Raw genomic sequence first — 26151 nt, 5'->3', positions numbered from 1 at the left:
CTATCAGTGCTTTTCCGTCTCCCTGACCACTCATTCCGCGACATACGGAAATAGAGATCCGGGATAGGATCAACGTTATAGAGGCGCTGCCGACACACGGTTCACAAGAAGTGTGAGTACGTGTTGGGGTCAGGCAGGAGTACGACAGTACATGGCACCGGTTGTTGAGGCAAATCGTTTCCGGTGCACCCCTAGGTCCGCCAACTGGCACCTCTCATGCGGAACCGGGACTTCTTATGACTTACGCTGCTGAAGCAGGTATGCCGTCCAGGACAGGTAGTGACGGCACCGCACAAACTCCGCCCCTGGGAGGCCCCCATGACCAGCGTGACGTCCCCTCTTGAAGGTCGCGCCATCGGACTCGCCGCAGTCCCCGACCCCGTGTTCTCCGGAGCGATGGTCGGTCCCGGTACAGCTATTGACCCCGTGCGCGAGCCGTCCGCGGCCGTAGCGCCGGTGGACGGCGTCGTTGTTTCCCTGCACCCGCACGCGTTCGTCGTCGTCGACTCCGAGGGTCACGGCGTACTGACCCACCTCGGCATCGACACCGTGCAGCTGAACGGCGAAGGCTTCGAGCTGCTCGTCAACAAGGGTGACACCGTGACGCGCGGCCAGGAGGTCGTGCGTTGGAACCCGGCCGCCGTCGAGGCCGCCGGCAAGTCGCCGATCTGCCCGGTCGTGGCGCTCGAAGCCACTGCCGACGCCCTCGCGGACGTCCAGGAGAGCGGCGACGTGAAGTCCGGCGACGCCCTCTTCACCTGGAAGTAGAACGTCGGCGCCGTCCGTGATGACGGCGGGTAGTACATCCACCGCGACGGCAGGTCCGTCGCAACTAGCGGAGACGGTGAAATGGAGACAACGCTGCGAGGCGTCGGCGTGAGCCACGGTGTGGCGATCGGCGAAGTTCGGCACATGGGTACGGCGGTCCTGGAGCCGCCGGCCAAGCAGATTCCCGCGGAGGAGGCCGAGCGCGAACAGGGGCGTGCTCGCCAGGCCGTGGAAGCTGTGGCGGCCGACCTCATTGCGCGTGGCAATCTGGCGGGCGGTGAGGCCCAGGCGGTGCTCGAAGCACAGGCACTGATGGCCCAGGACCCCGAGCTGATGGCCGACGTGGACCGTCGGATCGCCGTCGGCAGCACTGCCGAGCGCGGTGTGTACGACGCGTTCGCCGCGTACCGTGCGCTGCTCGCCGGTGCGGGCGAGTACCTGGCCGGTCGCGTGGCCGACCTGGACGACGTGCGGAATCGTATCGTCGCCCGTCTGCTGGGCGTTCCGATGCCGGGTGTCCCGGACAGCGACGAGCCGTACGTGCTGATCGCGCGGGACCTCGCTCCTGCGGACACCGCTCTGCTCGACCCGGCCCTGGTGCTCGGCTTCGTGACCGAAGAGGGCGGGCCGACCAGCCACAGCGCGATCCTCGCGCGTGCGCTGGGTGTGCCTGCCGTGGTGGCGCTGCCGGGCGCCGGTGAGCTGGCCGAGGGCACGGTCGTGGCCGTCGACGGCAGCACGGGCGACATCTTCGTCGAGCCGAGCGCCGAGAAGCGGGCCGAGCTGGAGGCCGCCGCGGCCGCGCGCAAGGCGGCGCTGTCCGCGTCGACCGGGCCCGGTGCGACGTCCGACGGGCACAAGGTGCCGCTGCTCGCCAACATCGGTGGACCGGCGGACGTGCCGGCTGCGGTGGAGGCGGGTGCGGAGGGCGTCGGCCTGTTCCGGACCGAGTTCCTGTTCCTGGACGACAGCAAGCACGCGCCGTCGGAGGAGTCGCAGGTCGAGGCGTACCGCACGGTGCTGGAGGCATTCCCCGAGGGGCGTGTGGTCGTGCGTGTGCTGGACGCCGGTGCGGACAAGCCGCTCGACTTCCTGACGCCGGCCGAGGAGCCGAACCCGGCTCTCGGCGTGCGCGGTCTGCGTTCGCTGCTGGACCACCCGGAGGTGCTGCGGACGCAGCTGACCGCGCTGGCCAAGGCCGCCGAGGGTCTGCCCGTGTACCTGGAGGTCATGGCGCCGATGGTCGCGGACCGTACGGACGCCAAGGCGTTCGCGGACGCGTGCCGTGAGGCGGGGCTCCAGGCGAAGTTCGGCGCGATGGTGGAGATTCCGTCCGCCGCGCTGCGGGCGCGTTCGATCCTGCAGGAGGTCGAGTTCCTTTCGCTGGGGACGAACGACCTGGCGCAGTACACCTTCGCCGCCGACCGTCAGGTCGGTGCGGTGTCGCGTCTGCAGGACCCGTGGCAGCCCGCGCTTCTCGACCTGGTGGCCGCTTCGGCCGATGCCGCCAAGGCCGAGGGCAAGAGCTGTGGTGTGTGTGGCGAGGCTGCGGCCGACCCGCTGCTGGCCTGTGTGCTGACCGGTCTGGGTGTCACCTCCCTTTCCATGGGCGCGAAGGCCATTCCGTACGTGCGCGCGACGCTGGCGAAGTACACGCTGGCGCAGTGCGAGCGGGCGGCTGCCGCGGCGCGTGCCGTGGACACCGCCGAGGAGGCCCGCGTGGCCGCGCAGGCGGTGCTGTCCGGGGAGTGACCCGACAGCGGTGACGCGGGGTTGAGGTCCGTGGGGCTGCCGGTTCGTACCGGTGGCCCCACGGACCTTTTCTACGGGTGGCGGTTGGTGTGGGGGTCGTCCAGGGCATATCCCGCGCAGTAGTCGACGCCGGGTTCCGGGGAAACGGGTTCGCCCGTCATGGCGTCCGTGCAGTAGGCGCTGAAGACTTCGGCCTCGGTCAGGGCGGTCAGGCCGCCCCGGTCGAGCCGCCAGCCGTGGACGCGGTCGGATTCACCGTCGCGCGTGGTGCGCAGGACGACTCCGCCGGGGCTTTCGAGTGCGATTCCCGCGGCGAGGACCGTCACGAATTCGGCTCCCTCGTCGTCGCTGAGTTCGGGGATGCCGTCCGGTCCTGCTTCGGCGTGCAGGACCGAGAGGAGTTGTTCACTCTCTGCCGGGACGCTGCACACCAGGTGGTGGGTGCCTCGGCCGGCGCCCTTGAGCAGGGCGACGAGGAGGTGCGAGGAGCGTTCGAAGGCTTCGCGGCCGATGTCCTCGCCGCAGTCGGCGCAGTTGCCGAGGTCGGCCAGGAGGAGGGTCGCGCAGTCCCAGGTGGCCTGGCGGAGCGCTTCGTCCACGAGGACGGGGATGAGCCTGTCGAGGGGTTCGCCCGTGTAGGGGACGCAGACGCCGCGGGCTGCTGCGTGCGCGGTGAAGCGGGCGCGGGTCTCCGGGCGGTCGGGGTCGAGCCTCGTCGTCGTACAGAAGTCCGCGAATTCTTCCGGGTCGAAGAGCGTGACCGTGGTGTGGATGCCTTCGGCGGACAGGGTCTTCAGCAGGTGGTCGACCTGCCGGAGGTATGCCTTGTGGTCGTCGAAGGTGAAGGTGCGGTACGCCCTCATGGCTTCGAAGTCCTCGGCGTCGGTCAACAGGCCCACGGTGCTGGGGACTTCGCGCCGCAGGATGCGGCGCGTGGACGTGGTGGACCGGGCGGACCTGGTGGGTCGGTTTTGGTTCTTGGCGTGCTCCATTGCTCCCCCTGAGCTCGGTCGATCATTGCTCACTCACAGTAACCGGGGGCACTGACAATGGCTTTCGGTGAGGCGGCCGCGGGGCGGATGGCCTCGGACTTCGCGGGGGTGCTGGGCGAGTCCGAGGCCACGTACGGGCGGTGAACCGGAGGGTTCCGCTTCTCGTCAGCGGCGGGTGCGGGCGAGGTTCTCGTAGAAGTGGAGGAGCTCGATGTTGTCGACCGAGCCGGGGTTGACCGCCTTGGCGAGGGGGGTGCCGCCGAGGAGGCGCTTGACGGGCACCTCGATGCGCTTGCCGGTGAGGGTGTGCGGGATGGCGGGGACTTCGATGACCTCGTCGGGGACGTGGCGCGGGGAGAGGGAGGTACGGATGGTGGTCTTGATGCGGGTGAGCAGGTCCTCGTCCAGGACGGCGCCTTCGGCGAGGTGGACGAAGAGGGGCATCCAGTAGCCGCCGTCGGGCTCTTCGAGGCCGATGACGAGGGATTCGCGGATTTCCGGCAGGCGTTCTACGGCCTCGTAGATGTCGGCGGAACCCATGCGGACGCCGCCTCGGTTGAGGGTGGAGTCCGAGCGGCCGTGGATGATCACGGAGTGATGCTCGGTGATGGTGATCCAGTCGCCGTGCCGCCAGACGCCGGGGTAGGTGTCGAAGTAGCTGTCGTGGTAGCGGGAGCCGTCGGGGTCGTTCCAGAAGTGGATCGGCATGGACGGCATGGGGTTGGTGACGACGAGTTCGCCGACTTCGCCAGTGAGGGGCTTGCCATGGGGGTCCCATGCCTGGAGGTCGGTGCCGAGGCAGGCGGCCTGGAGTTCGCCGATGTGCACCGGGAGGGTGGGGACGGCTCCGGCGAAGCAGCTGCAGACGTCCGTGCCGCCGCTGACGGAGGCGATCCAGAGGTCGTGGTCCTGTGCGGCGAATTCGTCGTGGAGCCAGCGGAAGCCGTCGGGCGGGAGCGGGGAGCCGGTGGTGGCGACGCACTTGACGCGGGTGAGGTCGTGGTCGGCGGCGGGGTGGACGCCCGCCTTCCGGCAGGCCATGACGTAGGCGGCGGACGTGCCGAAGAGGGTGGCGCCGGTCCTTTCGGCGACGGCCCACTGGGCTCCGGTGTCGGGGAAGCCGGGGCTGCCGTCGTAGAGAACGATCGTGGTGCCGGTGAGCAGGCCGGAGACGAGGAAGTTCCACATCATCCAGCCGGTGGAGGTGTACCAGAAGAAGCGGTCGTCGGGGCCGAGGTCGCAGTGCAGGCCGAGCTGCTTGAAGTGTTCGAGCAGGATGCCGCCCTGGGACTGGACGATCGCCTTGGGGAGTCCGGTGGTGCCGGAGGAGTAGAGGACCCACAGAGGGTGGTCGAAGGGAACTTGCTCGAAGACCGGCTCGTTGTCACTCTCAGTGAGGGAAGACCATGTGAGCGTGCCGGAGGGAGCAGGGGTGTCGAGCAGGGGGATGTGGACGACCGCGCGGAGGGTGGGGAGTTCGCGGCGGAGTTCGGCGACGGTTTCGGTGCGGTCGTGGGTCTTGCCGCCGTAGCGGTAGCCGTCGACGGCGAAGAGGACGACGGGTTCGACCTGCTGGAAGCGGTCGAGGACGCTGCGGGCGCCGAAGTCGGGGGCGCAGGAGGTCCATACGGCGCCGACGGCGGCGGTGGCGAGGAGGGCGGTGACGGCTTGGGGGATGTTGGGAAGGTAGCCGCTGACGCGGTCGCCGGGCTGGACGCCGAGGTTGCGGAGTTCGGCCGCCAGGGAGCCGACCTGACGGCGCAGCTCGGCCCAGCTGACGGGCCGGGGGGTCTGGGACTCGTCGACGTGCAGCAGGGCGGGGTCGTCGGCGCGGGCCGGGTCCTCGGCGGTGCGCAGGGCGTGCTCGGCGTAGTTGAGGGTGGCGCCGGGGAACCACTGGGCGCCCGGCATGGTGCGGTCGCCGATGACGGTCTCGTACGGGGTGGAGAAGCGGATGTCGAACCAGTCGGCGACGGCCTTCCAGAACGTGTCGAGTTCGGTGACCGACCAGCGGTGGAGGGCGTCGTAGCCGCCTTCGGCGGGAGCGCCGTGGTGGTCGGCGGCCCATGCCTGGAAGCGGGTGACCGCGGCCTCGGCGATGCGGTCGGGACCCGGCTGCCAGAGGGGCTCGGGCTGGGAGGCGGTGTGCGTCGCTGAGGTCATGGGTGGCTCCCGGGTTCTGCGGTTCTGCTCTGCTGCGGGTGGGCTGGGCAGTCGGTCGAGTGGGGTCGGTGGGGACGATGCCATGTGATCGACTTCCGCACCAGGGTGGGGCGGGGCGAGGTCGTGGTGCGGGTGCGGAGCGAGGGGGGCGCGGGGCGGGTGAACGGGAGTTGAACGGGGCCCGATGAGGCGACGGCGAGTGGGAGGGTGAGGGGCATGGACGGTCGTGACCTGATGCGCTCGGTACGGATGATCGGTTCGGCGCGGGGGCTGAGGGCCCTGCGGCACGCGTGGCGGGGGCGGCGGGTGGATGCGTGGGCGCTGCCGGTGAGAGGGGTGGAGCGGGCGCGGATGCCGGGGCTCGCGCTGGACGCGCGGGCGTTGCCGGGGGGTGGGGTCGTCCGGTTCGCGCGGTCCGAGCTGCGGATTCTGGTCGCGGCGGGTGGGGCGGTGTTCTGGGGGTGGGACGGGGCCGGGCCGGAGCCCTCGTACGCGTTGGCGGGGTTGTGCCCCGATCCGGACGGGCGGGTGGTGCTGGAGCCGGACACCGGGGGTGGGTGGCGGGTGGTGTCGGAGCGGGTGACGGTGGCGGTGTCGCGGCACGGCGGGATCGAGGTGAGGACGCCGGGTGGGGTGGTGTTGAGGAGGGAGTTGCCGCCGAGGTGGTGGGAGGGGGTTCCTCGGGGCGGGGCCGGGGGTCCTGAGGAGGTGGTGGTGCACAGATGGGTGCAGAGGGCGGAGGTGGGGGCGGATGCGCGGTTCTTCGGGTTGGGGGGAAGGAGTGGGGGGCCGAGGCTGCGCGACGGGACGTACCGGTTGTGGAACACCGATCCGGGTGGGCGGTTCGGGCCGGGGGACGATCCGCTGTATCTGACGATGCCGGTGCAGTTCGTGGTGGCGGACGCGGGGACGCATCTGGCGTTCTACGACAACTCGTGGGACGGGCAGGTCGTGTTGCGGGAGGGCGAGGAGGGGGGTGGCTCGGGCCACGACCGGGCGGGGTGCAGCGAAGTGCGGATGACGGGCGGGCCCCTGCGGTGCTGGGTGGTGGTGGGGACGCCCGCGCGGGTGCTGCACGGGTGGACCGCGCTCACCGGGCGGCCCGCGCTGCCTCCGTCGTGGGCGCTGGGGCCGCAGCACGCGCGGTGGGGGTTCGGGAGCGCGGCGGAGGTGCGGCGGGTGGTCGCCGGGTACCGGGAGCGGGGGCTGCCGTTGGCCGCCGTACATCTGGACATCGATCACTACGACCGGCACCGGGTGTTCACCGTGGACCGGGAGGCGTTTCCTGATCTTCCGGGGCTGGCGCGGGAGTTGCGGGAGGGCGGGGTGCGGTTGGTCTCGATCGTGGACCCGGCGGTGAGGGCCGAGACGGGGAACGCCGTGTACGACTCCGGGGTCGCGGCCGGGGCGTTCGTGAAGGACGCGCGGGGGCGGGAGGTGCGGGGCGAGGTGTGGCCCGGGGAGTGCGTGTTTCCGGACTTCACCGATCCGGGGGTGCGCGCGTGGTGGGGGGAGTGGTACGCGGAGCGGCTGGCGCAGGGGTTCTCCGGGGTGTGGCACGACATGAACGAACCGGTGGTGTTCTCTCCGTTCGGGGACGCGACGCTGCCCCGGTCGGCGCGGCATGCCCTGGAGGGGCGGGGCGGCGATCACCGGGAAGCGCACAACGTGTACGCGCTGGAGATGGCGCGGGCCGGGTACGAGGGGTTGCGGCGGTTGCGGCCGCAGGAGCGGCCGTTCTTGTTCTCCCGGTCCGGGTGGGCGGGGATGCAGCGGTACGGGGGGACCTGGTCGGGGGATGTGAGCAGTGGGTGGCCGGGGTTGCGGGCCTCGCTGTCGCTGGTGCTGGGGCTGGGGTTGTGCGGAGTTCCGTACGCGGGTCCGGATGTGGGTGGGTTTGACGGGCGGCCGGACGAAGAGCTGTATCTGCGGTGGTTCCAGTTGGGGGCGTATCTGCCGTTGTTCCGGACGCATTCGGCGATTGACGCGGGGCGGCGGGAGCCCTGGGAGTTCGGGCCGCGGGTGCTGGAGGCGGCGCGGGTGGCACTCGTGGAGCGGGAGCGGCTCGGGCCGTACTTCATGACGCTGGCGCATCTGGCGCGGCTCACCGGTGCGCCGTACGTGCGGCCGGTGTGGTGGGGGGCGCCCGGGGACCGGGCGTTGCGGGACTGTGAGGACGCCTTCTTGCTGGGGGACGCGTTGTTGGTGGCTCCCGTGCTGGAGCCGGGGGCGGATCAAAGAGCCGTGCGGCTGCCGAGGGGGCGGTGGTACGACACCGTGACGGGCGAGGCGCATGAGGGACCGGGGCAGGTGTTGGTGGATGCGCCCGGAGTCGGTGGGATGGGTGGTGCGGGTGGGGCGCGGATCGCGGTGCTCGCGCGGGCCGGGGCGGTGATTCCCGTACGGGGCGAAGGGGGTGAGCTGGTGTTGGAGGTGTGGGCTCCGGCGGTGGGGCGCACGGGGAGCGGGCTGTTGGTGCGGGACGTGGGCGAGGGGTGGGGGGAGCCGAGGGTGGAGCGGTTCACGTCGCGGGTGCGGGAGGGGCGGGTCGGGGTCGAGCGGGAGGGAGGTGGGGAGGTCGGGGTCCCGGTGCGGGTGCGGGGGCTCTAGGAGGAAGCCGGGCGGGGAGGCTCAGGCGGAGTGGCGGTACTTGCCCGTGAACCAGGAGTGGGCGGCTTGGGTGTGGAGGGGGAAGGCCAGCGGGGCGGGGCCGTGGAGGAGGTGCCAGCCGGTGGTTTCCGGGGTGGGGGCCGGGGGCGGGAGTTCCGTCAGGTCGCGGGTGGGGAGAAGACCGAAGAGGAGGAGGTGGTCGGTCGGGGAGCTCAGGGCATCGGCGAGGCGGACGTCGGAGGGCGGGGCCGCGATGCCGGTTTCCTCGTGGAGTTCGCGGACGACCGCCCGGCGCCAGTCCTCGCCGTGGTCGATGAAGCCGCCGGGGAGGGCCACGTCGCCGCGTCCCGGGTCGATGGTGCGGGTGATGACGACGAGGCCCGTGCCCTGTTCGGAACGTACGGGGAGCAACGCGACTGCCACGGGGAGCGGGTTGCGGTACGCCGTCCGACCGCATGCGGCGCAGTTGCGGGGCCAGGTCGCGGTGTCCGCGTAGGGGGTACCGCAGTGGGAGCAGTGGGAGTGGGTCACGCGCCGACTGTAGGGCGTCACGGGGTTTCCGGGGCAGTCCCCGAGTGGTAGAGCGGGCGCATGAGACGACGCTTCGGTTCCGCACTCGGTGGCTTCGGTGCCACCGCCCTCGCGCTTCTGTCCGTTGCTGCCGGCCCCTCCCCCGCCCCGCCGGAGGCCAGGGCTCCGGCGGCGTTCGTATCGCTGCGGTCCGTCGATCCGACGATCCTTCAGGACATGCGGTACGCCACCTCCCACAACTTCCTGGGCGAGCGGGTGCGCGGGTATCGGCAGCCCGTCTGTCTGCTGACCAGACCTGCCGCCGAGGCACTGCGCACGGCCCAGCGGGGGCTGCTGCGCCAGGGGTTCTCGCTCAAGGTGTACGACTGCTACCGGCCGCAGCGCGCCGTCGACCACTTCGTACGGTGGGCGAAGGACCTCGACGACACGGCCATGAAGCGGGAGTTCTATCCCAGGGTCGACAAGTCGAGGCTGTTCGCGGACGGGTACATCGCTGAGAAGTCGGGGCACAGCAGGGGCAGCACGGTCGATCTGACGATCGTGAGGCTGCCCGCCCGGGCCACGCGCCCGTACGTGCCCGGGGAGCGGCTGGTGCCGTGCTTCGCGTCACAGCGTGAGCGTTTCCCGGACAACTCCGTCGACATGGGGACCGGTTACGACTGCTTCGACACGCTGTCGCACACGGACGACCCGCGCGTCACGGGCGTACAGAAGGCGAACCGGAAGATGTTGAAGGACGCCCTCTCGGCGCAGGGTTTCGCCAACCTGCCCGAGGAGTGGTGGCACTTCACGCACAAGCCCGAGCTCTTCCCCGGCACCTTCTTCGACTTCCCGGTGTCGAAGCGGCCCCTGGACAACCGCTGACGACACGAGAGCGGGCTGCCAGGACCACCCCCGTCGGCCCCGGCGACCCGCTCTCTCTCCTACCGGACGTCGAATCGCGGTGTCCGGTTCTCCGTATCCGCACCCGGTTCCGGTACTTCCGCGCCCGGTTCCGTTCTGCCCGCACCCGGTTACGTTCCGCCCGCGCCCGGTTCCGCGTTTCCCGTGCTGCGCATACCGTGCCGTCATGCAGCAGACAACCGAGCACGCCTTCGGCTCGTACGAAGAGTTCTGGCCCTATTACGTCGCCATGCACTCCCGCGCCGCCACCCGCTGGGTCCACCTCACCGGCACGCTCACGGGCCTCGCCGTCTCCGTGTACGGCCTGGCCCGCGGACGGCGGCGGTACGCGCTGGCGCTGCCGCTCATCGGGTACGGGACGGCCTGGCCCGCCCACTTCCTGATCGAGAAGAACAACCCGGCCACCTTCGGCCACCCCGCCTGGTCCCTGCGCGGCGACGCACAGATGATCGGCATGATGCTGGCGGGGCGTGACGCCGAGCTCGCCGAGACCGCGCAGAAGTGGCTCGCCGAAAACCGCTGAGGACCTGCTGAGAAACTGCCGAGGAACTGCTGGACCGTCCAACAGCCGTTGCTGTCCGGCTTCTTGACGCTCCATCATGGCCGGTGAACACTTCCCGGTGTCAGTCGGCGTCGCCGTACCACCGGCCCCGGCGTGTGCGGTGCTCCGCCGCGCCGCGCCCTCCCCCACCGGCGGCCCCGACCGGCCCGGCGGCACGCTCGGCACGGACCTCGGGTGGGGGAACGGGAACCCCCTGCCTCCGGATCCGCGGCACCGCCGCCGGGTACGCGCCCTGAACCTCAAGGACCCGGGGTCAGACCCGGGCGACGCCGAGGAGCCGCCGTTCATGACCAACTGGAGCAACTGGGAGATCTTCCGCGGTGAGTTGATCGGCACCGCGATCCTCATCCTCTTCGGCGCGGGCGTGTGCGCCGCCGTCACCCTGCGGTTCTCCAAGGCGAGGGCCTCGGGCTGGGTGGTCATCGCGTTCGGCTGGGGGTTCGGCGTGCTGGCCGGGGCGTACACCGCGGCGCCGCTGTCCGGCGGGCACCTCAACCCGGCGGTGACCCTCGGCATCGCCATCGACAGCGGCAAGTGGGACCAGACCTGGGTGTACGTGCTCGGGCAGATGGCCGGTGCGATGATCGGCGCCGTGCTCGCCTGGCTGGTCTACTACGCGCAGTTCGGCGCCAACAGGGACACGGCGGAGGCCACTCCCACCCTGGGCATCTTCTCGACCATCCCGGAGATCCGGAACCCGGTCGCCAACGTCATGACCGAGGCCATCGCGACGTTCGCGCTGGTCCTGCCCGTCCTGGCGTTCGGCGGGACCAAGGGACTCGGTCTGTCCGGAACGCAGACGCTGATCGTCGCGTTCCTGGTCGTCGGCATCGGTCTGTCCCTGGGCGGGCCGACGGGGTACGCCATCAACCCGGCCCGTGACCTCGGCCCCCGGCTCGTCCACGCCCTCCTGCCGATTCCCCACAAGGGGACGTCCGACTGGGGCTACGCGTGGGTGCCGATCCTGGGGCCGCTCGTCGGTGGTGCGCTGGGCGGGCTCGTCCACCACCTGGCCTTCTGACCCACCTCCAGCCTTCTGATTGAGCGAGGGGACCTCATGACCGACAGCAGCGAGAAGTTCGTCGCGGCGATCGACCAGGGCACCACGTCCAGCCGCTGCATCATCTTCGACCACGGCGGGGCGATCGTCGCCGTCGACCAGCGCGAGCACCGCCAGATCTTCCCGAAGCCGGGCTGGGTGGAGCACGACGCCACCGAGATCTGGTCGAAGGTCCAGGCGGTCGTCGCGGGAGCGCTCGCCAAGGCCGGTATGCGCGCCGACCAGTTGAGCGCGCTCGGCATCACCAACCAGCGCGAGACGACGGTGCTCTGGGACCGGGCGACCGGCAAGCCCGTGCACAACGCGATCGTCTGGCAGGACACCCGTACCTCCGCCCTGTGCACCGAACTGGGCGGCCCGGACGGACAGGACCGGTTCCGGGACAAGACCGGGCTGCCGCTGGCCAGTTACTTCTCCGGGCCGAAGGCCGCCTGGCTGCTCGACAACGTACCCGGGCTGCGGACCCGGGCCGAGCGGGGCGAGATAGCCTTCGGCACGATCGACTCGTGGCTGATCTGGAACCTCACGGGCGGCACGCGGGGCGGTGTCCACGTCACGGACGTCACCAACGCGGGCCGCACGATGCTGATGAACCTCCAGACCCTCCAGTGGGACCCGGAGATCCTCTCCGCGATGCGGGTGCCCGAGGCCGTGCTGCCGGAGATCAAATCGTCCGCCGAGGTGTACGGGAGGGCCGTCGGCCAGCTCGCGGGCGTCCCGGTGGCCTCCGCGCTCGGTGACCAGCAGGCGGCGGTGTTCGGGCAGGCGTGCTACGACACGGGGACGGCCAAGAACACGTACGGGACGGGCAGCTTCCTGCTCCTCAACACCGGGAACCGGCCGGTCCCGTCGAAGAACGGGCTGCTCACGACCATGGGGTACAAGATCGGGAGCGACGCGCCGGTCTACTGCCTGGAGGGCTCGATCGCGATCACGGGCGCGCTGGTGCAGTGGTTCCGCGACCAGCTCGGCATCATCCGCAGCGCGGACGAGATCGAGCCGCTCGCCGCAAGCGTGGCGGACAACGGCGGGGCGTACATCGTCCCGGCCTTCTCCGGCCTGTACGCGCCCTACTGGCGTGCGGACGCGCGCGGGGTGGTCACCGGGCTGACCCGGTACGTCACCAAGGCGCACCTGGCGCGGGCGGTGCTGGAGGCGACGAGCTGGCAGACGCGTGAGGTCGTCGACGCGATGTACCAGGACTCGGGCGTACGGATCACCACGCTGAAGGTCGACGGCGGGATGACCGGGAACAATCTGCTGATGCAGCATCAGGCGGACGTCCTGGACGTGCCGGTGATCAGGCCGAAGGTGTCGGAGACGACGTGCCTGGGCGCCGCGTACGCCGCCGGTCTCGCGACCGGGGTGTGGTCGGACCTGGACGAGCTGAAGGCGCACTGGCAGCGCGATGTGGAGTGGACGCCCCGCATGGGTGCGCCGGAGCGCGACCGCGAGTACCGGAACTGGCGCAAGGCGGTGGAGCGCAGCTTCGGCTGGCAGGAGGACGGGCAGGAGTAACCGGGTCTACGATCGTCCTCGCGTCGCGTTGTGCCGTACACGCCGGCGAGGCACCGCGACGCGCGGGAGGGGCAACGGCCGCGGTCCGCACCTCAGTCGGCGGGGGTGCGGGCCGCTTCGCGGACCGCCTTCCCTCTGGTGCGCGTACGGTCCTTGCGCGGTGCGCGCACGTCACCGCGAGCTGCCGCCCGCTATGAGGTGGCGGCGGAGGCGGCCGCCCTGCGGCGGTCCGCCGACACCTCCAGGGCGTGTTCCACGACACTGATCAGCACGTCCTTCGCCGACTCCCTGTCCCGGGCGTCGCACAGCATCACCGGCACCCCCGGGTCGAGGTCGAGGGCCGCCGCGACGCTCTCGGCGGGGTGCTGGGGCGCTCCGTCGAAGCAGTTGACCGCGACGGTGAACGGAATCTCCCGGCGCTCGAAGTAGTCGACCGCCGCGAAGCAGTCCTCCAGGCGGCGGGTGTCCGCGAGCACCACGGCTCCGAGGGCGCCCTGCGCCAGTTCGTCCCACAGGAACCAGAAGCGGTCCTGTCCCGGTGTCCCGAACAGGTAGAGCACGAGGTCCTCGCGCAGGGTGATGCGGCCGAAGTCCATGGCGACGGTGGTGGTCGTCTTGGACTCGACGCCGTGGGTGTCGTCCACGGGCCGCCCCGCCTCGCTGAGGGTCTCCTCGGTGCGCAGGGGTCGGATCTCGCTGACCGCGCCGACCAGGGTGGTCTTGCCCACCCCGAATCCGCCGGCGACGAGAATCTTGAGCGTCACCGGCTCCACGGGCCGCTGCTTGCGGCTGGAACGCCCGAAGACCATGTGTGGGTTCTCCCGATCTTGCTGTGACTCGTACTCGCTGTGGCTCAGAGCGCTCGGTGTGCTCGGTGTACCCGGTGTGCTCTGAGGCGGCTCAGAGTGCTCTGAGGCCGTCGATCACTTCGCGCAGCAGGCTCTCGTCCGGCAGCTCCGCAGGCTCCACCGGGCGGGTGACGTGGACGAGTTGCTCCTCGACCAGGTCACCGACCAGGACGCGTACGACGCCGACCGGCAGGTCGAGGGTGGCGGCCAGTTCGGCGATCGACTGCGGACTCTCCTGGCACAGCTGCACGATCTCGACGTGCTCCGGGGCGAGCGTGTGATCGCCGTCCGGGTCGTCGGCCGAGGGTTCCGGGATGACGATCGCGATCAGGTCGAGCCGGTGCCGGGTGGCACTGCTGGTGCGTCCCCGGGTCATGGCGTACGGGCGTACGACGGGACCGGCGTCGGCGTCGAAGAAGTGCGCGTCCTGCTGCCGTGCGCCGGGTACCGCGCGCCCGCGGGCGGCGGCCTCGCGCTCCTGGGCCCGGTGGACGCCGGGGGCCTGGGTGCCCGGGCCCCGCCTGCCCGCGTCCGGCCTGCCCGCGTCCTGGGTGCCTGCGTCGTTCATCCCGGCTCCGCTCACCCGTTGGCGGGCAGGCCGGTCCGGGGGGCGGTCCCCAGGTGGGCGCCGACGCGCTTGACCATGAGCGTCATCTCGTACGCGACCTGGCCGACGTCGGAGTCGGCGTCGGAGAGGACGGCGAGGCAGCTGCCGTCGCCCGCCGCCGTGACGAACAGGAACGCGTCGTCCAGCTCCACGACGGTCTGGCGGACCCTCCCGGCCTCGAAGTGGCTGCCGACGCCCTTGGCGAGGCTGTGGAAGCCGGAGGCGACGGCGGCAAGGTGCTCGCCGTCCTCCCGGGTGAGGCTCTGGGAAGCGCCGGTGGGCAGTCCGTCGCTGGACAGGACCAGGGCTTTGCGGATGGCCCGGACCCGGTCGACGAGGTCGTCCAGGAGCCAGTTGAGCTCGCCGGAACCCCGGCCCGAGGCATTGTGTGCTGCGGCGTTCGGTGCGGTCATCGACCGTCTCCCTCTGCTGTCGTTCCTGTTGCTGTCTCGGGCTGGTCGGGTGTGATCGGTTCCGGCACCGGCGATCGCGTCACCGGCGCGGGTGCCACCCGTCCGGCCGGTTCGGCCTCGTTCTGGCGGCGGCCGCGCTGCCAGCCGCGCTGGAGCGAGGCCATCCGGCTGCGCACTTCCTCGGCGTCGCGCTCCGGCTCGGGTTCGGCGGCCGGGTGGGCGTTCTCGGCGGTGCGGGGCGCCTCGGCCTCCTTCTTCAGCTGGGGGGCGAGGCTGGCCTGGCGCACCCGGCGCGGAAGGGCGCCGGGGGCGGTCTCCTCGGGGGCGGCGTCCGCCCCGACCGGGCCCGATGGCTGCTCGGTGCGCGGTCCGACACGGCGGCCGTGTTCGGCGACCAGGGAAGGCTTGCGGCGGGGCAGCGGCACGGGCGCGTCCGGGCGGACCGAAGCGGTGCCGTCCTCGGAGGCGTCGGGGGCCTGTTGGTGCTGCACCCGGGCGGCGTCGGCGACCCGGGTGCGGGGGGTGCCGCGCAGGGGGACGGGGCCGCCCTTGCGTCCGCCGCCGCTCTTGGGGAGGTCCGCAGCGCCGCGGAGGTCGGTCGAACCACGGAGGTCGGTCGAACCACGGAGATCGCCCGTACTGCGGCCGCGCGGCTTGTTCGGGCCGCCACGGGACTTGTCGGGGCCGCCGCGGGGCTTGTCCGGACCGCCGCGCGACGTGTCCAGGCCACGGGCCCGGAAGATCCCGCCGCGTTCGCTCTCGGTGTCCTCCAGGTCGCCGAGGAGGCCGCCGGGGGAGGAGCCGAGGGACGGTGCGGGTTCCAGGCCCAGGGTGCCGAGCGGGGCCTCCAGTTCGACGGGGCCGTCGAGCACGGGCTGTCCGGGGCGGGCCCCGGGGACGCGGCCGACCGAGGTGAGGTTCTGGCGGCGGCCCGCACCCGTGGGGGCGGGTTCGTCGGCGCGGGCACGGTCAGGCGCGCGTTCGACGCTGAACCCGGCGCCCTCCGTGTCGGGGGCCTCGGTGAGGAGGGCCGCCGGGATGAACACGACCGCGGTGGTGCCTCCGTACGGGGACTGCTGGAGGGAGACCCGGACGTTCTGCCGCTGGGCGAGGCGGCTGACCACGAACAGGCCGAGCCGGTCGGTGTCGGACAGTTCGAACTCGGGGGTCTCCGCGAGCCGGAGGTTCGCGTCGAGGAGGAGGTCGGCGGCCATGCCGAGGCCGCGGTCGTGGATCTCCAGGGTGAAGCCGTTGGCGACGCGCTCGCCGAGCACCTGTACGGCGGTGTGCGGGGGCGAGAACACCGTGGCGTTCTCCAGGAGTTCGGCGATGAGGTGGGTGAGGTCGGCGACGGCGGGCCCGCCGACGCCGATCCTCGGCAGCCGTCGTACCTCGATGCGCTCGTAGTCCTCGACCTCGGCGACGGCCGCCCGTACGACGTCCATCAGCTGTACGGGCTTGCGCCACTGCCGGGACGGGGCGGCCCCGGAGAGGATCACCAGGCCCTCGGCGTGGCGGCGCATGCGCGTGGTGAGGTGGTCGAGGCGGAACAGGTCGGCGAGTTCGTCGGTGTCCTCGGTGCGGCGCTCCATGGTGTCCAGGAGGGTCAGCTGGCGGTGCAGCAGGACCTGGTTGCGGCGGGCGAGGTTGACGAAGACCTCGGAGACGCCGCGCCGCATGTCGGCCTGGCGTACGGCGGATTCGACGGCGGCCCGCTGGAGCGTGTTGAGAGCAAGGCCGACCTGGCCCATCTCGTCCTTCTCGTACGACAGGCGCGGAGCCTCGGTCTCGATGTCGACGGTCTCGCCCGCGGCGAGGCGGCGCATGACGGCGGGCAGGCGTACGCCGGATGCCTCGTGGGCCTCTTTGCGGAGCCGGTTGAGGTCGCGGACCAGGGAGCGGCCGATGCGTACGGAGACCACGACGGAGATGATCAGGGCGAGGAAGCCGAGGACGCCTGCCGCGCCCGCTTTGAGGAGCACGTCGAAGGCGACCGGCTCGACCCGGTCCTGGTAGTTGTCGCTGGCCTCGCTGGCACGGCGGGCGAGGCTCTCCAGGACGGGCGGTGCGGCGTCGTCCCAGGACTGGCCGCTGACGGCGGTGGGCCGCTTGGTGGCGCCCTGCTGGAGGAGCTTCTTCTCGGCGATGCGCAGGGGGGCCGTGTCGGGGCCCTCCCACAGGGCGTCGTACGCCTGGCGCTCGGAGGCGGGGAGCTGCTCCAGGCTGGTGGTGTAGAGGATGTCGCGGCCCGCGATCAGCCCGGTGAGCGTGCGCGTCTCTTCCGGGGTGATCTGCCCGGCGACGAGTGCGGAGGCGACCAGGGCGTCCTCGCGGGCGAGGAGTTCGCGGGCGCGGGTGGTGCCGACGAGGGCGCGGCCCTGCTTGTCCATCTCGACGTCGCGCACGATGTGCAGGTTCGCCAGGAAGGTGTGGCTGGGGTCGACCAGCATGTTGAACCGGGTGAGGGCGTCCTTGCGGCTGATCGTGCTGTCGTCGACCGACCGGCGCAGGGCGGTGAGGGTGTCGAACGCGGTGAGGACGGAGGTCAGGCGTTTGGCCGACGGTTCGTCCAGGTCGTCCATGACTTTGGGGTTCTTGGCGCTCTTGCGGATGACGGAGAGGGCCGCGTCGGTGGCCGTGCGCTGCTTGCTCAGGCGGGTGAGCGTGTCGGAGCCGCGTTCGTCGGCGAGGTACACGAGGGTCTGCCGACGCTCCGCCTGGATGACCTGGACGGCGTCCTCGACCGGTGCGCCGATCTTCTCCACGACGTAGGCGACTTCGAGGAGTTCGCTCGCCTCGCGTCCGGTCAGGACGGTGGCGAAGCCCCAGAGGGCGGTGAGGGAGATGAGCGGCACCAGCAGCAACGCCACGATCTTCCGGCGGATGGACTTCCCGCGAAAGCGCATGGCCTCCCCCAGCTCAACCCCGCGCGGCGGGGTGGTGTTCCGTCTCGTCGGGCACTCCGGTCGGCCCGTTCCCTGCCGTTCGTCAACGCGAAGCGTCAACAAACGGCGTGAGCCTACTACTGCCTCATGGGCAACTCGAAGACACGTCCGGTCGATTTTCGGCCGCCGCACCGAACCCCGATCATGACTTGTCCGGGAATCAAGGGAGTTGAATACCGTGCCTGTGGCACAGGACACCCACCGGAACACATCACTCCGCACATGCCGGGATGGCTGGAAGTGTTCGTTCCGTGTCCGTACGGCGGGAATCTTTCGGACCGGTTACTCGTCCTTGTGTACGGAGACCTTGTGTACGGGGACCTTGTGTACGGGGAGACGAACGAGAGCGGGAGGCGACTGGGCGGGGGCGGCTGCGTGAAGCAGCACAAGCCGGGCAGGCACTCCTGAAGGCTCGTGTTCCGGGCCTGAGTTGAGCGGTGGGGAGTGGGGGCATGAAGACGCAGGAGCGTCCGGCGGCGGAAGCGGACCGGGAGGGGCCTCGGCCGTTGTGGGTCGAGGAGCCCGCCGTGCGGTGGCGACTGCCCGATCCGGTGCGCACGTCGGCGGTGCGGGCGGTGATCATAGTGGCGTTGACGCTGATGCAGGCGATGACCGCCTTCCTGTGCACGCTGGCGGGCTCCTGGCTGGCGTTCCCGATGGTGCTGAGCACCGTGGCGAGCACGGTGGCCTCGACCTGGGGCGTGCTGGACGTGTGGATCACCCGCCAGGTGTGGAACCAGCGCATGGGCGTGGTGTCCGTCCCCAGCAGTACGGCACGGCAGTTGCGGCGGGAGCGCCGCAGGGCACGGCGTGCGGCGCGCAGGAGCGAGCGAATACAGGACCGGGGGCAGGAGCGGGACACCGGCCCGGGGCGGCAGCGGGGTTCGGGGCGGCTTTCGGAGGCATGAACCTGCCTGCGCAGCCCCGCATCCGGCCGCGTAGCTCCGCATCAGGCTCGCGACAGGGCTGCGTGGAGGGAGCGGCGTGGCCCGCCGCTCCCCCGCACCGTCCCTACGCGGGCTGCGCCTCGTCCGCCGGTGTCCTGCGGAACATCCGGGTCGCGGTGATCTCGCCGTGGATGGTCTCGCCCTCGGTGCTCTGCTGCGGCAGCCCCGGGCGCAGGTGCTCCTCGACGCTGATGTACTTCAGGCCCGCCCTGAGGTCGGCGTCGTTGCGCAGCCGGATCACGAGCGGGAACTCGGCGAGGGCGGTCGTGTCGAACAGACCGGTCGTGTACAGCAGTTGCACGCCGAGCGCGTCCGAGACGGCCCGCTGGAGCTCCAGCAGATACGTGGCGTTGGCGCGCCCGATCGGGTTGTCGAGGAAGAGCGTGCCCGCGTGCCGGTGCTTGTCGCGGCCCCGGTCGTTGCTGCGCAGCGCGGCCATCGTGCAGTACAGGGCGATGGCGGCGGTGAGGAGCTGGCCGCCGGAGAAGACGTCGCCCATCTGCCCGACCGGCACCCGCTCGGCGCGCAGCACCGCGTCCGGCTTGAGGATCTCCACCGCGATGCCCTTGGGCTCCAGCGCGGCCTGCACACCGCGCAGCAGCAGCGACATCCCGTCGCGTCGCATGTCGGAGTTCTTCTTCACGGCGGCCCGGGTCGCCTCGTCGACGACCTCGCCGAGCCGCTCGACGAGGGTGGCTTGGTCGGGCTCCTCGAAGCGGATGCGCAGGAACTCCTGCCCCGACCACTCCCCCAGCCCCTCGGGCAGCTGCGAGAGCCGCTGCGCCGAACGCAGGGTGGCGAGTGCGGACTCCACGAGTCCGCGCAGCCGGTCCACGATGCTGTCGCGGTTGCGCTCCAGCTGGGCCAGCTCGTCGGTGAGGACGCGCAGCCGGGGCGCGAAGGCCGCCTCCCACGCCGCCGCGTGCTCGGGCAGCGCCGCCGCGGGCAGTTCGCGGATCTGCTGGCGGGCGGGCGTGCGTACCTGCTCGTAGCGGGTGGCGTTGGCGTGCCGTACCAGGACGTCGCTCGCCTCGCGCACGGCGGCCTCGGCGGTGGAGAGGTCGCCCGCGCAGCCGCGCAGGGAGCGCCGGGCCTCGGCCGCCGAGTGGCGGGCCTCCTCCAGGGTGCCGGGGTAGGGCTCGGGGTTCTCCTGGCCGTCCTCGTCCTGGTGGTGGTCGCGCAGCAGGTCCCGCAGGAGCGCGGCCGTCTCGTCGAAGCCGCCTGCGGCGTCCTCGGCACCGCGGTGCGCGTGCAGCAGTTCGCCGTACGCCGCGCGCGCGGTCTCCAACGCGTGGGTGCGGGCGGCCAGTTCGGTGGTGGCGGTGCGCAGCAGGGTCTGCGCGTGCTCGGCGTCGGACGGTACGAGCTCCTCGGCCAGCTCCGTGTGCGACGCGCCGTCCTCGGGGGCCAGGCGTTCGGCCTCGCCGCGCAGACGGCCGAGCTGCTCGCTCGCGGTGGACGCCCGGGTCTCCAGGGTCTGCACGAGGGATTCGGCGCGGGCGGCGGCGGCCTGCCGGGAGGGTCCGTCGGCTCCGTCGTTGCTCTCCAGGAGCTGGCCCGCCCGGTTGCGGACCTTGTTGGTGAGGCGGTTGAGCTCGGCGAGGGCGGCGCTCTCGTCGCTCTCCGCGCGGGCCTGTTCGGCGCGCAGGTCCGCGCCGACGCCGACCTTCTCGTACAGCTGGGAGGCGGCACGGTACGCCTCGCGCAGCGCGGGCAGCGCCACACGCGGGGCGTCCGGGTCGGGCTCGGGAAGCGTCTCGGGCGCGCCCGCGATCTCGGCGCGCTCGGCGCGCAGGGTGCGGGAGGTGCGGTGGGCGTCGTCGGCGGTGCGCTGGGCGGTGCGGCGGTCCTCGTCGGCGGCCTTGGCGCGCTCCAGGAGGGTGGCGGCGCGAGCCTCCGACTCGGCTGCCTCGTCGGCGAGTTCGCGCAGCTTGAGCTGCCATCCGGCGCGCTCGCGCAGCCGGTGGGCGAGTCCGGCGAGGGCGTCGGCGACCCGGCGGGCGCGCTGGGCGGCTTCCTGCCGTTCGTCGCGTACGCGGGCCGCTTCGGCGGCGGACTCCTCGGCTTCGGCCCGTACCGTACGGGCTTCCGCGAGGACGGCCTCGGCGGCTGCGGCGGCCTCCCGGGCGGTGGCGGCGGCCTCGGCGAGTTCGGCGAGCATGCCGGGCGGGCAGTCCTCGCGCCAGGAGCCGAGCCGGGCGGCCAGGGTGCGGTCGCCGGTCAGCCGGGCGGCGAGCGTACGGATCTCCTCGTCGCGGGCGGTGGCCCGCGCGCGCAGTGCCTGCCGCTCCTCGTCGGCGGCGTGCTCGTCGTGCATCGCCGGGTTCGGCGGTACGAGGAAGACCGCGCCCGGGTCGCCTTCGGGGCCGCTGGTGCCGGGGACCGGTGCGAGCAGCGCGGACGCGGTGCCGACGGCAACGGCGGAGCGGGGCAGCAGCGCCGCGCCGGAGAGCACTTCCCGCGCGCGGGAGTGCGAGGCGGGGTCGGTGATGACGACGCCGTCGACGAGTTCGGGCCGGGCGGCGAGGACGGCCGCGTGGTCGGCGGGGTCGACGGCCTGGGCGAGGTAGCGCCAGCCGGGCAGGGCCGGGATGCCGTGCTCGCCGAGGTACTCGACGGTCGCCAGGACGTCGGGGCTGGGCGGCAGGAGGCCGCCGTCGCCGAGCGCGCCCAGGATGCGGGAGTCGTCGGCGGCTGCCGTACGGAGTTCGAAGAGCTGGCGTTCGGCGGCGGTGACGCCCCGGTCCAGGAGGGCGAGGAGGTCCTCGGCGTTGCGGTCCAGCTCCTCGACGGTGAGGTGCCCTTCGGCGGTGGGACGGGGGGTGCGGCGGGTGCGGGTGGCCGTGGCGGTGGCGGCGTGCTGGACGCCGCCGGAGGCGGAACGCTGGGCTCCGAGGGCGGGGCCCGCGTCCGTGCGGGTGCCGTCGTCGGAACCCTCTTCGTCGCCGCTGCGCGGCTGCGGGAAGCCGGACGCGGATGCGGAGGCGGCGCCTCCGGACGGCAGGCTGAGCAGCTCGGCGAGGCGCTCCTCCGCCGCGATGGAGGCGGCGGCGCGGTGCTCGGCCTCGTACGCGGCCGACGCGGCCCGGGCCGCGTCGGCCGCGCGGGCGGCGGCGAGTTCGGCGCGGGTGTCCTCGGCGACGGCCTCGCGGGCCCGGTCCGCCGTCGTACGGGCCGCCTCGCGGGCGACGTCCCAGGCGGCGACGGCGGTCTTCTCGGCGTCGGTGGCGGCCAGTGCGGCGCGGGCCGGGTCGGCGTCGGGGGCGGTGTCGTCGAGCCAGCCCGCCCGTACCGCGTCGGCGGTCTCCTGCTCGACCTCGGTGAGGCGCTGGCGCAGGTGGCCGATCTCGCTGCGGGCGCGCTGCGCCTCGGTGGCGGCGACGGTGGCGTCGCGGTGGGCGGCCTCGCCCGCCTCCTGGAGGGCGGCGGAGCGTTCCTCCTGCTCGGCGGCGACGCGCTCGCCGTCCTCGGCGGCGCTGTGGAGCGCTCGTACGAGATCGACGGCGGCGCTCGCGCGAGCGGCCAGCGCGGGGGCCGCGTCGCGCTCGGCGTCGCGGATGGCGACGGCGACGCGGGCGGAGCGGTCGGCGGCGGCGCGGTGTCGCAGCACGGCTTCGGCGGCCTGCCAGGCGGAGTGCAGGGTGCGGGCGTCGGCGAGTTCGCGGCGCTGGGCGGCGGCGCTCTTCTCGGCGGCGGCGAGCGACAACGAGGCGTGCCGGTAGGCGAGTTCGGCGGAGATGAGGGCGCTGTGGCCGCGTGCGCTCTCGGCCTCGGTGACGGTGTGCGCGGCGGACGCGACCTGCTGGGCGAGTTCCGCCGTGCGTCCGCGTTCCTCGGCGGCGCGGGCGGAGAGGCGGCGGGAGAGGGTGCGGGTGCGGCGTTCGGCGCCGCTGTGGATGTCGCGGGCACGCGCGCGCGTGCCCGCGGCCTCGACGATGCGGCCCAGGAGGTCGACGGAGCCCGCGGTGAAGTCGCGTTCGGCCATCAGCTCGGCACGGCGGCCGAGCTTGTTGCCGAAGCCGTGGACGAGGTCGGCGAGGCCGTCGGTGTCGCGGGTGTCGGTGACGGCGCGCAGCAGCAGGTCGGTGAAGTCGGAGTCCTTCTTGACCGCGAAGAGGCCGGCGGCCTCGCCCTCGTCGGCGTTCATCTCGCGCTGGTAGCGGAAGAGTTCGGGGTCGAGGCCGAGCTCGGTGAGGTGCTCGTTCCAGCGGTCGTGGATCTCTTCCCAGTGGATGTCGAGGTGGGGGTACGCCTTGCCCGCCTCGGTGATCGCGTCGCGGAAGCCCTTCATGGTGCGGCGGCGGCCCTGCGCGCCCGACGCGCCCTCGGCGGGGCGCCGTACGGCGGTGGACTCGGCGACCGGCAGGGAGTCCAGGCTGAGGCCGGGCCCGGGGCGGAAGGAGTACCACGCCTCGGCGAACTTGCGGGGGTCGTTGGAGACCTGGCGTCCGCGCCACTCGCTGACCTTGCCGACGACGACGCACTCGCCGTTGAGGGTGTGCTGCCACTCCAGGGCGACGTGCCCGCAGTCGTCGGCGAGCAGGAACTTGCGGAGCACGCCGGAGCTGGCGCCGCCCAGGGTGTTGCGGTGGCCGGGGAGCATCACCGAGAAGATCAGCTTGAGGAGGACGGACTTGCCGCCGCCGTTCTCCAGGAAGAGCACGCCCGCGGGGGCGGGGCGGCGCGGCGGGCCGACCGGCTCCTCCTCGAAGAACTCCGCCTGGGCGGGCGCGGGATTCGGCACGGGCGCGCCGACTCCGCGCAGGTCGAGGACGGTGTCGGCGTAGCGCGCTCCGGCGGGGCCGATGGAGTACAGGCGGACCCGGGACAACTCGTACATGGCGGCTCAGTCTCTTCTACGTCTGCGGTCGTCTCGGCGGAACTGGTCGAACTCTTGGAACTGGCGGAACTGGCGGAACTGGTCGAACTGGCGGAACTACGCGTGGAAGGGCAGGCCCGCGTCGGCGGGCAGGTCGAGGTCGTCGGTGTCGGCGGCCGGCACGAGGCTGGCGGTGCCGTCGGTGACGGGGACGACGCCCAGTTCCAGGAGTTCGGCCATGGCGGCGGCGCCCGCCATGTCGCGGACCTGGAGCTGGTAGCGGGCGGTGGTGCGGTAGGAGCCGCCCGCCTCGTCGCCGGTGCGCTGGAGGAAGCCGGAGTCGGTGAGGAAGGCCATGGCCTTGCCGACGATGCCGGTGGTGGAACCGGCGAGGCGGCGGGCGTCCTTGGTGGCGCCGGTGGCGCTGCGGCGGGAGTAGACGCGCCAGGCGGATTCGAGGCCGGGGGCGTCGGTGGCGGGGTCGGTGTTCTCCCCGGTTTCTTCCGCGCGCTCTTCGAGGCGGCGGCATGCCTGGCGGACGAAGGCGTCGACGCCGTTGACGGTGAGACGGCCGATGTAGCCGTCGTCGGCGAGGTCCTCGGGGCGCGGGAAGGACATGGCGGCGACGGCCAGATGGGCGAGGCCGTGCAGGAAACGGTCGGCGGACTCGGCGGAGGCGCGGCGGGCGTAGTCGCCCATGCGGACGGCGAAGACGGAGTCCTCGTCGGCGGAGACGGCCATTCCGGCGCGGGTCGACACTTCGAGGACGACGAGGCCGAGGCCGGTGGCGACCGCGTCGGCGAGGCGCGCGAAGGGGGCTTCCTCGCGGTAGCGGCGCAGGAGGTCGGCGTATTCGGCGTCGCGGGACGGGAGCAGCTTGGGCTGGAGGCCGAAGGAGACGAGGCGGGCGGCGTCGGAGGCGTCGGCGGGGGTCACCGCGGCGGGGGCTGCGGGAGCCTCGACGGCGTCGCCGCTCCACGCGGGGTCTTCTGCGTGGGGGTCGCTCACGGGTGGTGCTCCTTGGCTTTGGTGGGGGTTACGGGGGTGGGGCGGGGGCCCTCGTGGGTGCGGGGGCCCTCGTGGGTGCGGGGGGCCGGGGGTGGGACGGGGCGGTGTCGGGGCGGGCGGGGGCCGAGGGGGCTGCGGCGCGAGGTGTCGGCCGGGGTCATGACGCCTCCGCGCGGCCCGTGGCCATTCCGGCGGTGTCGAGGAGGGCGGTGCCCACGATCAGGTCGGCGCCGCCGAAGTCGGGGTCGTCGAGCTGGGTGCCGTCGTCGACGGCGAAGAGGAGGCGTTCTTCGCCCTGGCGGTAGGCCGTGCCGACGGGCGGGCTCGCGGCGTGCACCGCCAGCAGGGCGACGAGGTAGGCCAGGTCGTGGCCGCCCGTGCGGCGGGCCTCGGCGAGGAGGCCCGAGAGACGGCGGGGGGCGTCGTGCGGGAGGTCGAGGAGCTGCATCGCGTCGGCGAGCTGCTCCTCGCTGAAGCGGCTGTCGTCCGGGGTGGCGATGAGGTCGGGCTCGGGCATCTCCGCGCCCAGGTGCTCGCGCTCCACGGAAGGGGTGAGGAGTATGTCGACGAGGTCGCCCACGCGCACCGAGGTGGGCGTGCGCAGGCCCGTGCCGTGCGCGAAGAAGGCGTCCGTGACGCGGATCGCACGCTCCAGGGGCAGCGGCAGCAGCGGAGCGACCAGTTGGCCGTACAGGTCGAGCCCGGAGTGCGCGGACAGCGGCGCGAACGCCTGGCGGTCCTGCTCGGCGCGGAACAGCGGTCCGGCCTCCAGCAGCCTCGACTGGAGCTGGGTGTGGCGGCGGATGCAGTCCTTGACGATGTCGACGAGCTCGGCGGCACGGCGCTTCTGCTCGGGATCCTCGGACTCGTCGCGGGCCTTGCGGATGTTGGTGAGGATCGCGTTCTCGTGCCGGTAGCGGTCGGCGACGTGGTCGAGGGCCTCGGCGATCATGTCCGGTACGGCGTTGAGCCAGTCGACCGCGCGGACGTTGCGCCGGGTGGCCTCCAGGGTGCGGCGGAGCGTCTCGGCGTACTGGACGGTGCGGTAGCGGGCCTGCTCGGCGGCGAGCTGGGCGTCGGCGAGGCGGCCCCGGTTGATCAGGACCTCCAGCTTGACCTCGGCGGCGATCTGGGCGCTGGTGACGTCCGTGTCGAGGGCGCCGACCAGGACGTTGACGGCTTCGTCGGTGGTGCGCAGGAACACCCCGCCGCCGTATCCGGCGACCTCCTCGACGAGTTTGAAGTCGTAGTCGCGGCGGGTGTAGACGCCGTCGGCGGAGAAGGTGCCGTAGACGGCGCGGAAGCCCCGGTCGACGCTGCCGACGTTGACCAGGTTTTCCAGGACCCAGCGGGCCACGCGCTCGTGCTCGGCGGCCGGGCGGCGGGGGGCCTGGGCGGCGACGCGGGGCAGCAGCCGGGAGACGATCTGCTCGTGGTCGGCCCCGGTGTCGAAGTCCATGTTGAGCGTGATCAGGTCGATCGCGGAGAGGGCGACCTCGGCCATCGCGTAGACCGTGTACTCGCCCGCCAGGTTGGCCTTGCGCACGTCGAGGTCGTGCAGCGGCGCGGTGCACGCGAGCGCGCGCAGTCGCCGCGCGAGCCCTTCGTCGGCGGCCGGGCCCGGGGCGGGGCGCGGCCCCGCGCTGAGCTGGGGCGGAACGAATTCCGTGGTGGTATCCGTCGAGGCAGGCGAAGTCACGTGGCA

Annotated in this window: 18 protein-coding genes; 8 read left to right on the top strand and 10 right to left on the bottom strand. The window is 72.4% G+C overall.

Annotated features, from left to right (window positions below; translation table 11 throughout):
• Nucleotides 1–318: 318 nt before the first annotated feature.
• Both OG897_RS14560 and ptsP read left to right on the top strand, forming a co-directional pair.
• Nucleotides 319–768, top strand: coding sequence for a PTS glucose transporter subunit IIA (locus OG897_RS14560; protein ID WP_266656435.1), 450 nt, complete (start codon nucleotides 319–321; stop codon nucleotides 766–768).
• An 81-nt stretch (nucleotides 769–849) separates the two neighbouring features.
• The gene (ptsP, locus tag OG897_RS14555; RefSeq protein WP_266656433.1) at nucleotides 850–2520 is read left to right on the top strand and encodes a phosphoenolpyruvate--protein phosphotransferase; all 1671 of its coding nucleotides are present in this window, start codon (nucleotides 850–852) and stop codon (nucleotides 2518–2520) included.
• 71 nt (nucleotides 2521–2591) lie between these two features.
• On the opposite strand, the gene OG897_RS14550 is transcribed toward ptsP, so the two are convergent.
• Entirely contained in the window at nucleotides 2592–3512 is a 921-nt protein-coding gene (locus tag OG897_RS14550) for a hypothetical protein (RefSeq protein ID WP_266656431.1), read from the bottom strand.
• 165 nt (nucleotides 3513–3677) lie between these two features.
• Complete coding sequence (locus tag OG897_RS14545; RefSeq protein ID WP_266656429.1) at nucleotides 3678–5675, bottom strand: acetoacetate--CoA ligase; 1998 nt, start codon at nucleotides 5673–5675, stop codon at nucleotides 3678–3680.
• Nucleotides 5676–5891: 216 nt separating this feature from the next.
• Between OG897_RS14545 and OG897_RS14540 the strand changes: the two genes are divergently transcribed.
• Nucleotides 5892–8285, top strand: coding sequence for a TIM-barrel domain-containing protein (locus OG897_RS14540; RefSeq protein WP_266656427.1), 2394 nt, complete (start codon nucleotides 5892–5894; stop codon nucleotides 8283–8285).
• Nucleotides 8286–8306: 21 nt separating this feature from the next.
• Here OG897_RS14540 and OG897_RS14535 read toward each other — a convergent pair whose 3' ends face one another.
• Nucleotides 8307–8837, bottom strand: a complete 531-nt coding sequence (locus OG897_RS14535) for an NUDIX domain-containing protein (protein ID WP_323188042.1) — start codon at nucleotides 8835–8837, stop codon at nucleotides 8307–8309.
• A gap of 39 nt (nucleotides 8838–8876) precedes the next feature.
• On the opposite strand from OG897_RS14535, the gene OG897_RS14530 reads away from it, so the two are divergent.
• The 4 genes from OG897_RS14530 (at nucleotide 8877) to glpK (ending at nucleotide 12859) form a co-directional block, all read left to right on the top strand.
• Complete coding sequence (locus tag OG897_RS14530; RefSeq protein WP_266656423.1) at nucleotides 8877–9680, top strand: M15 family metallopeptidase; 804 nt, start codon at nucleotides 8877–8879, stop codon at nucleotides 9678–9680.
• 205 nt (nucleotides 9681–9885) lie between these two features.
• Entirely contained in the window at nucleotides 9886–10242 is a 357-nt protein-coding gene (locus OG897_RS14525; RefSeq protein ID WP_266656421.1) for a DUF962 domain-containing protein, read from the top strand.
• 325 nt (nucleotides 10243–10567) lie between these two features.
• Nucleotides 10568–11302 carry an MIP/aquaporin family protein gene (locus OG897_RS14520; protein WP_266656827.1) on the top strand — a complete coding sequence of 245 codons (735 nt, stop codon included), beginning with the start codon at nucleotides 10568–10570 and terminating at the stop codon, nucleotides 11300–11302.
• A gap of 36 nt (nucleotides 11303–11338) precedes the next feature.
• Entirely contained in the window at nucleotides 11339–12859 is a 1521-nt protein-coding gene (gene glpK / locus OG897_RS14515; RefSeq protein ID WP_266656419.1) for a glycerol kinase GlpK, read from the top strand.
• A gap of 191 nt (nucleotides 12860–13050) precedes the next feature.
• Here the strand turns inward: glpK and OG897_RS14510 are convergent, their stop codons facing one another.
• From OG897_RS14510 to OG897_RS14495, 4 genes are all read right to left on the bottom strand, one after another.
• Nucleotides 13051–13668 (bottom strand): ATP/GTP-binding protein, encoded by a 618-nt coding sequence (locus OG897_RS14510; protein WP_266656417.1) that lies wholly within the window; start codon nucleotides 13666–13668, stop codon nucleotides 13051–13053.
• Between the two features lie 91 nt (nucleotides 13669–13759).
• Nucleotides 13760–14275, bottom strand: coding sequence for a DUF742 domain-containing protein (locus OG897_RS14505; RefSeq protein WP_266656415.1), 516 nt, complete (start codon nucleotides 14273–14275; stop codon nucleotides 13760–13762).
• An 11-nt stretch (nucleotides 14276–14286) separates the two neighbouring features.
• Nucleotides 14287–14727: a roadblock/LC7 domain-containing protein gene (locus OG897_RS14500; protein ID WP_266656413.1), complete on the bottom strand. Its 441-nt coding sequence runs from the start codon at nucleotides 14725–14727 to the stop codon at nucleotides 14287–14289.
• Nucleotides 14724–17633, bottom strand: a complete 2910-nt coding sequence (locus tag OG897_RS14495) for a nitrate- and nitrite sensing domain-containing protein (protein ID WP_266656411.1) — start codon at nucleotides 17631–17633, stop codon at nucleotides 14724–14726. Before OG897_RS14495 ends, OG897_RS14500 begins: the two co-directional genes overlap by 4 nt.
• Nucleotides 17634–18124: 491 nt before the next feature.
• Between OG897_RS14495 and OG897_RS14490 the strand changes: the two genes are divergently transcribed.
• Nucleotides 18125–18580, top strand: a complete 456-nt coding sequence (locus OG897_RS14490) for a hypothetical protein (protein ID WP_266656409.1) — start codon at nucleotides 18125–18127, stop codon at nucleotides 18578–18580.
• Between the two features lie 103 nt (nucleotides 18581–18683).
• On the opposite strand, the gene OG897_RS14485 is transcribed toward OG897_RS14490, so the two are convergent.
• The 3 genes from OG897_RS14485 to OG897_RS14475 form a co-directional block, all read right to left on the bottom strand.
• Complete coding sequence (locus tag OG897_RS14485) at nucleotides 18684–23459, bottom strand: hypothetical protein (RefSeq protein WP_266656407.1); 4776 nt, start codon at nucleotides 23457–23459, stop codon at nucleotides 18684–18686.
• A gap of 96 nt (nucleotides 23460–23555) precedes the next feature.
• Nucleotides 23556–24374 carry a hypothetical protein gene (locus OG897_RS14480; RefSeq protein ID WP_266656825.1) on the bottom strand — a complete coding sequence of 273 codons (819 nt, stop codon included), beginning with the start codon at nucleotides 24372–24374 and terminating at the stop codon, nucleotides 23556–23558.
• A 229-nt stretch (nucleotides 24375–24603) separates the two neighbouring features.
• The gene (locus tag OG897_RS14475; RefSeq protein WP_266656405.1) at nucleotides 24604–26145 is read right to left on the bottom strand and encodes a hypothetical protein; all 1542 of its coding nucleotides are present in this window, start codon (nucleotides 26143–26145) and stop codon (nucleotides 24604–24606) included.
• Nucleotides 26146–26151: the final 6 nt, after the last annotated feature.

Origin of the sequence: Streptomyces sp. NBC_00237, assembly GCF_026342435.1 — a bacterium.
Taxonomy (GTDB): Bacteria; Actinomycetota; Actinomycetes; order Streptomycetales; family Streptomycetaceae; genus Streptomyces.
This window is presented reverse-complemented; position numbering and strand designations above follow the sequence as displayed.

Excerpts from the sequence above, each read along its gene's own strand:
- OG897_RS14560 (WP_266656435.1), top strand. The coding sequence starts at position 319 with ATGACCAGCGTGACGTCCCCTCTTGAAGGTCGCGCCATCGGACTCGCC.
- ptsP (WP_266656433.1), top strand. The coding sequence starts at position 850 with ATGGAGACAACGCTGCGAGGCGTCGGCGTGAGCCACGGTGTGGCGATC.
- OG897_RS14550 (WP_266656431.1), bottom strand. The coding sequence starts at position 3,512 with ATGGAGCACGCCAAGAACCAAAACCGACCCACCAGGTCCGCCCGGTCC.
- OG897_RS14545 (WP_266656429.1), bottom strand. The coding sequence starts at position 5,675 with ATGACCTCAGCGACGCACACCGCCTCCCAGCCCGAGCCCCTCTGGCAG.
- OG897_RS14540 (WP_266656427.1), top strand. The coding sequence starts at position 5,892 with ATGGACGGTCGTGACCTGATGCGCTCGGTACGGATGATCGGTTCGGCG.
- OG897_RS14530 (WP_266656423.1), top strand. The coding sequence starts at position 8,877 with ATGAGACGACGCTTCGGTTCCGCACTCGGTGGCTTCGGTGCCACCGCC.
- OG897_RS14525 (WP_266656421.1), top strand. The coding sequence starts at position 9,886 with ATGCAGCAGACAACCGAGCACGCCTTCGGCTCGTACGAAGAGTTCTGG.
- OG897_RS14520 (WP_266656827.1), top strand. The coding sequence starts at position 10,568 with ATGACCAACTGGAGCAACTGGGAGATCTTCCGCGGTGAGTTGATCGGC.
- glpK (WP_266656419.1), top strand. The coding sequence starts at position 11,339 with ATGACCGACAGCAGCGAGAAGTTCGTCGCGGCGATCGACCAGGGCACC.
- OG897_RS14510 (WP_266656417.1), bottom strand. The coding sequence starts at position 13,668 with ATGGTCTTCGGGCGTTCCAGCCGCAAGCAGCGGCCCGTGGAGCCGGTG.
- OG897_RS14505 (WP_266656415.1), bottom strand. The coding sequence starts at position 14,275 with ATGAACGACGCAGGCACCCAGGACGCGGGCAGGCCGGACGCGGGCAGG.
- OG897_RS14500 (WP_266656413.1), bottom strand. The coding sequence starts at position 14,727 with ATGACCGCACCGAACGCCGCAGCACACAATGCCTCGGGCCGGGGTTCC.
- OG897_RS14495 (WP_266656411.1), bottom strand. The coding sequence starts at position 17,633 with ATGCGCTTTCGCGGGAAGTCCATCCGCCGGAAGATCGTGGCGTTGCTG.
- OG897_RS14490 (WP_266656409.1), top strand. The coding sequence starts at position 18,125 with ATGAAGACGCAGGAGCGTCCGGCGGCGGAAGCGGACCGGGAGGGGCCT.
- OG897_RS14485 (WP_266656407.1), bottom strand. The coding sequence starts at position 23,459 with ATGTACGAGTTGTCCCGGGTCCGCCTGTACTCCATCGGCCCCGCCGGA.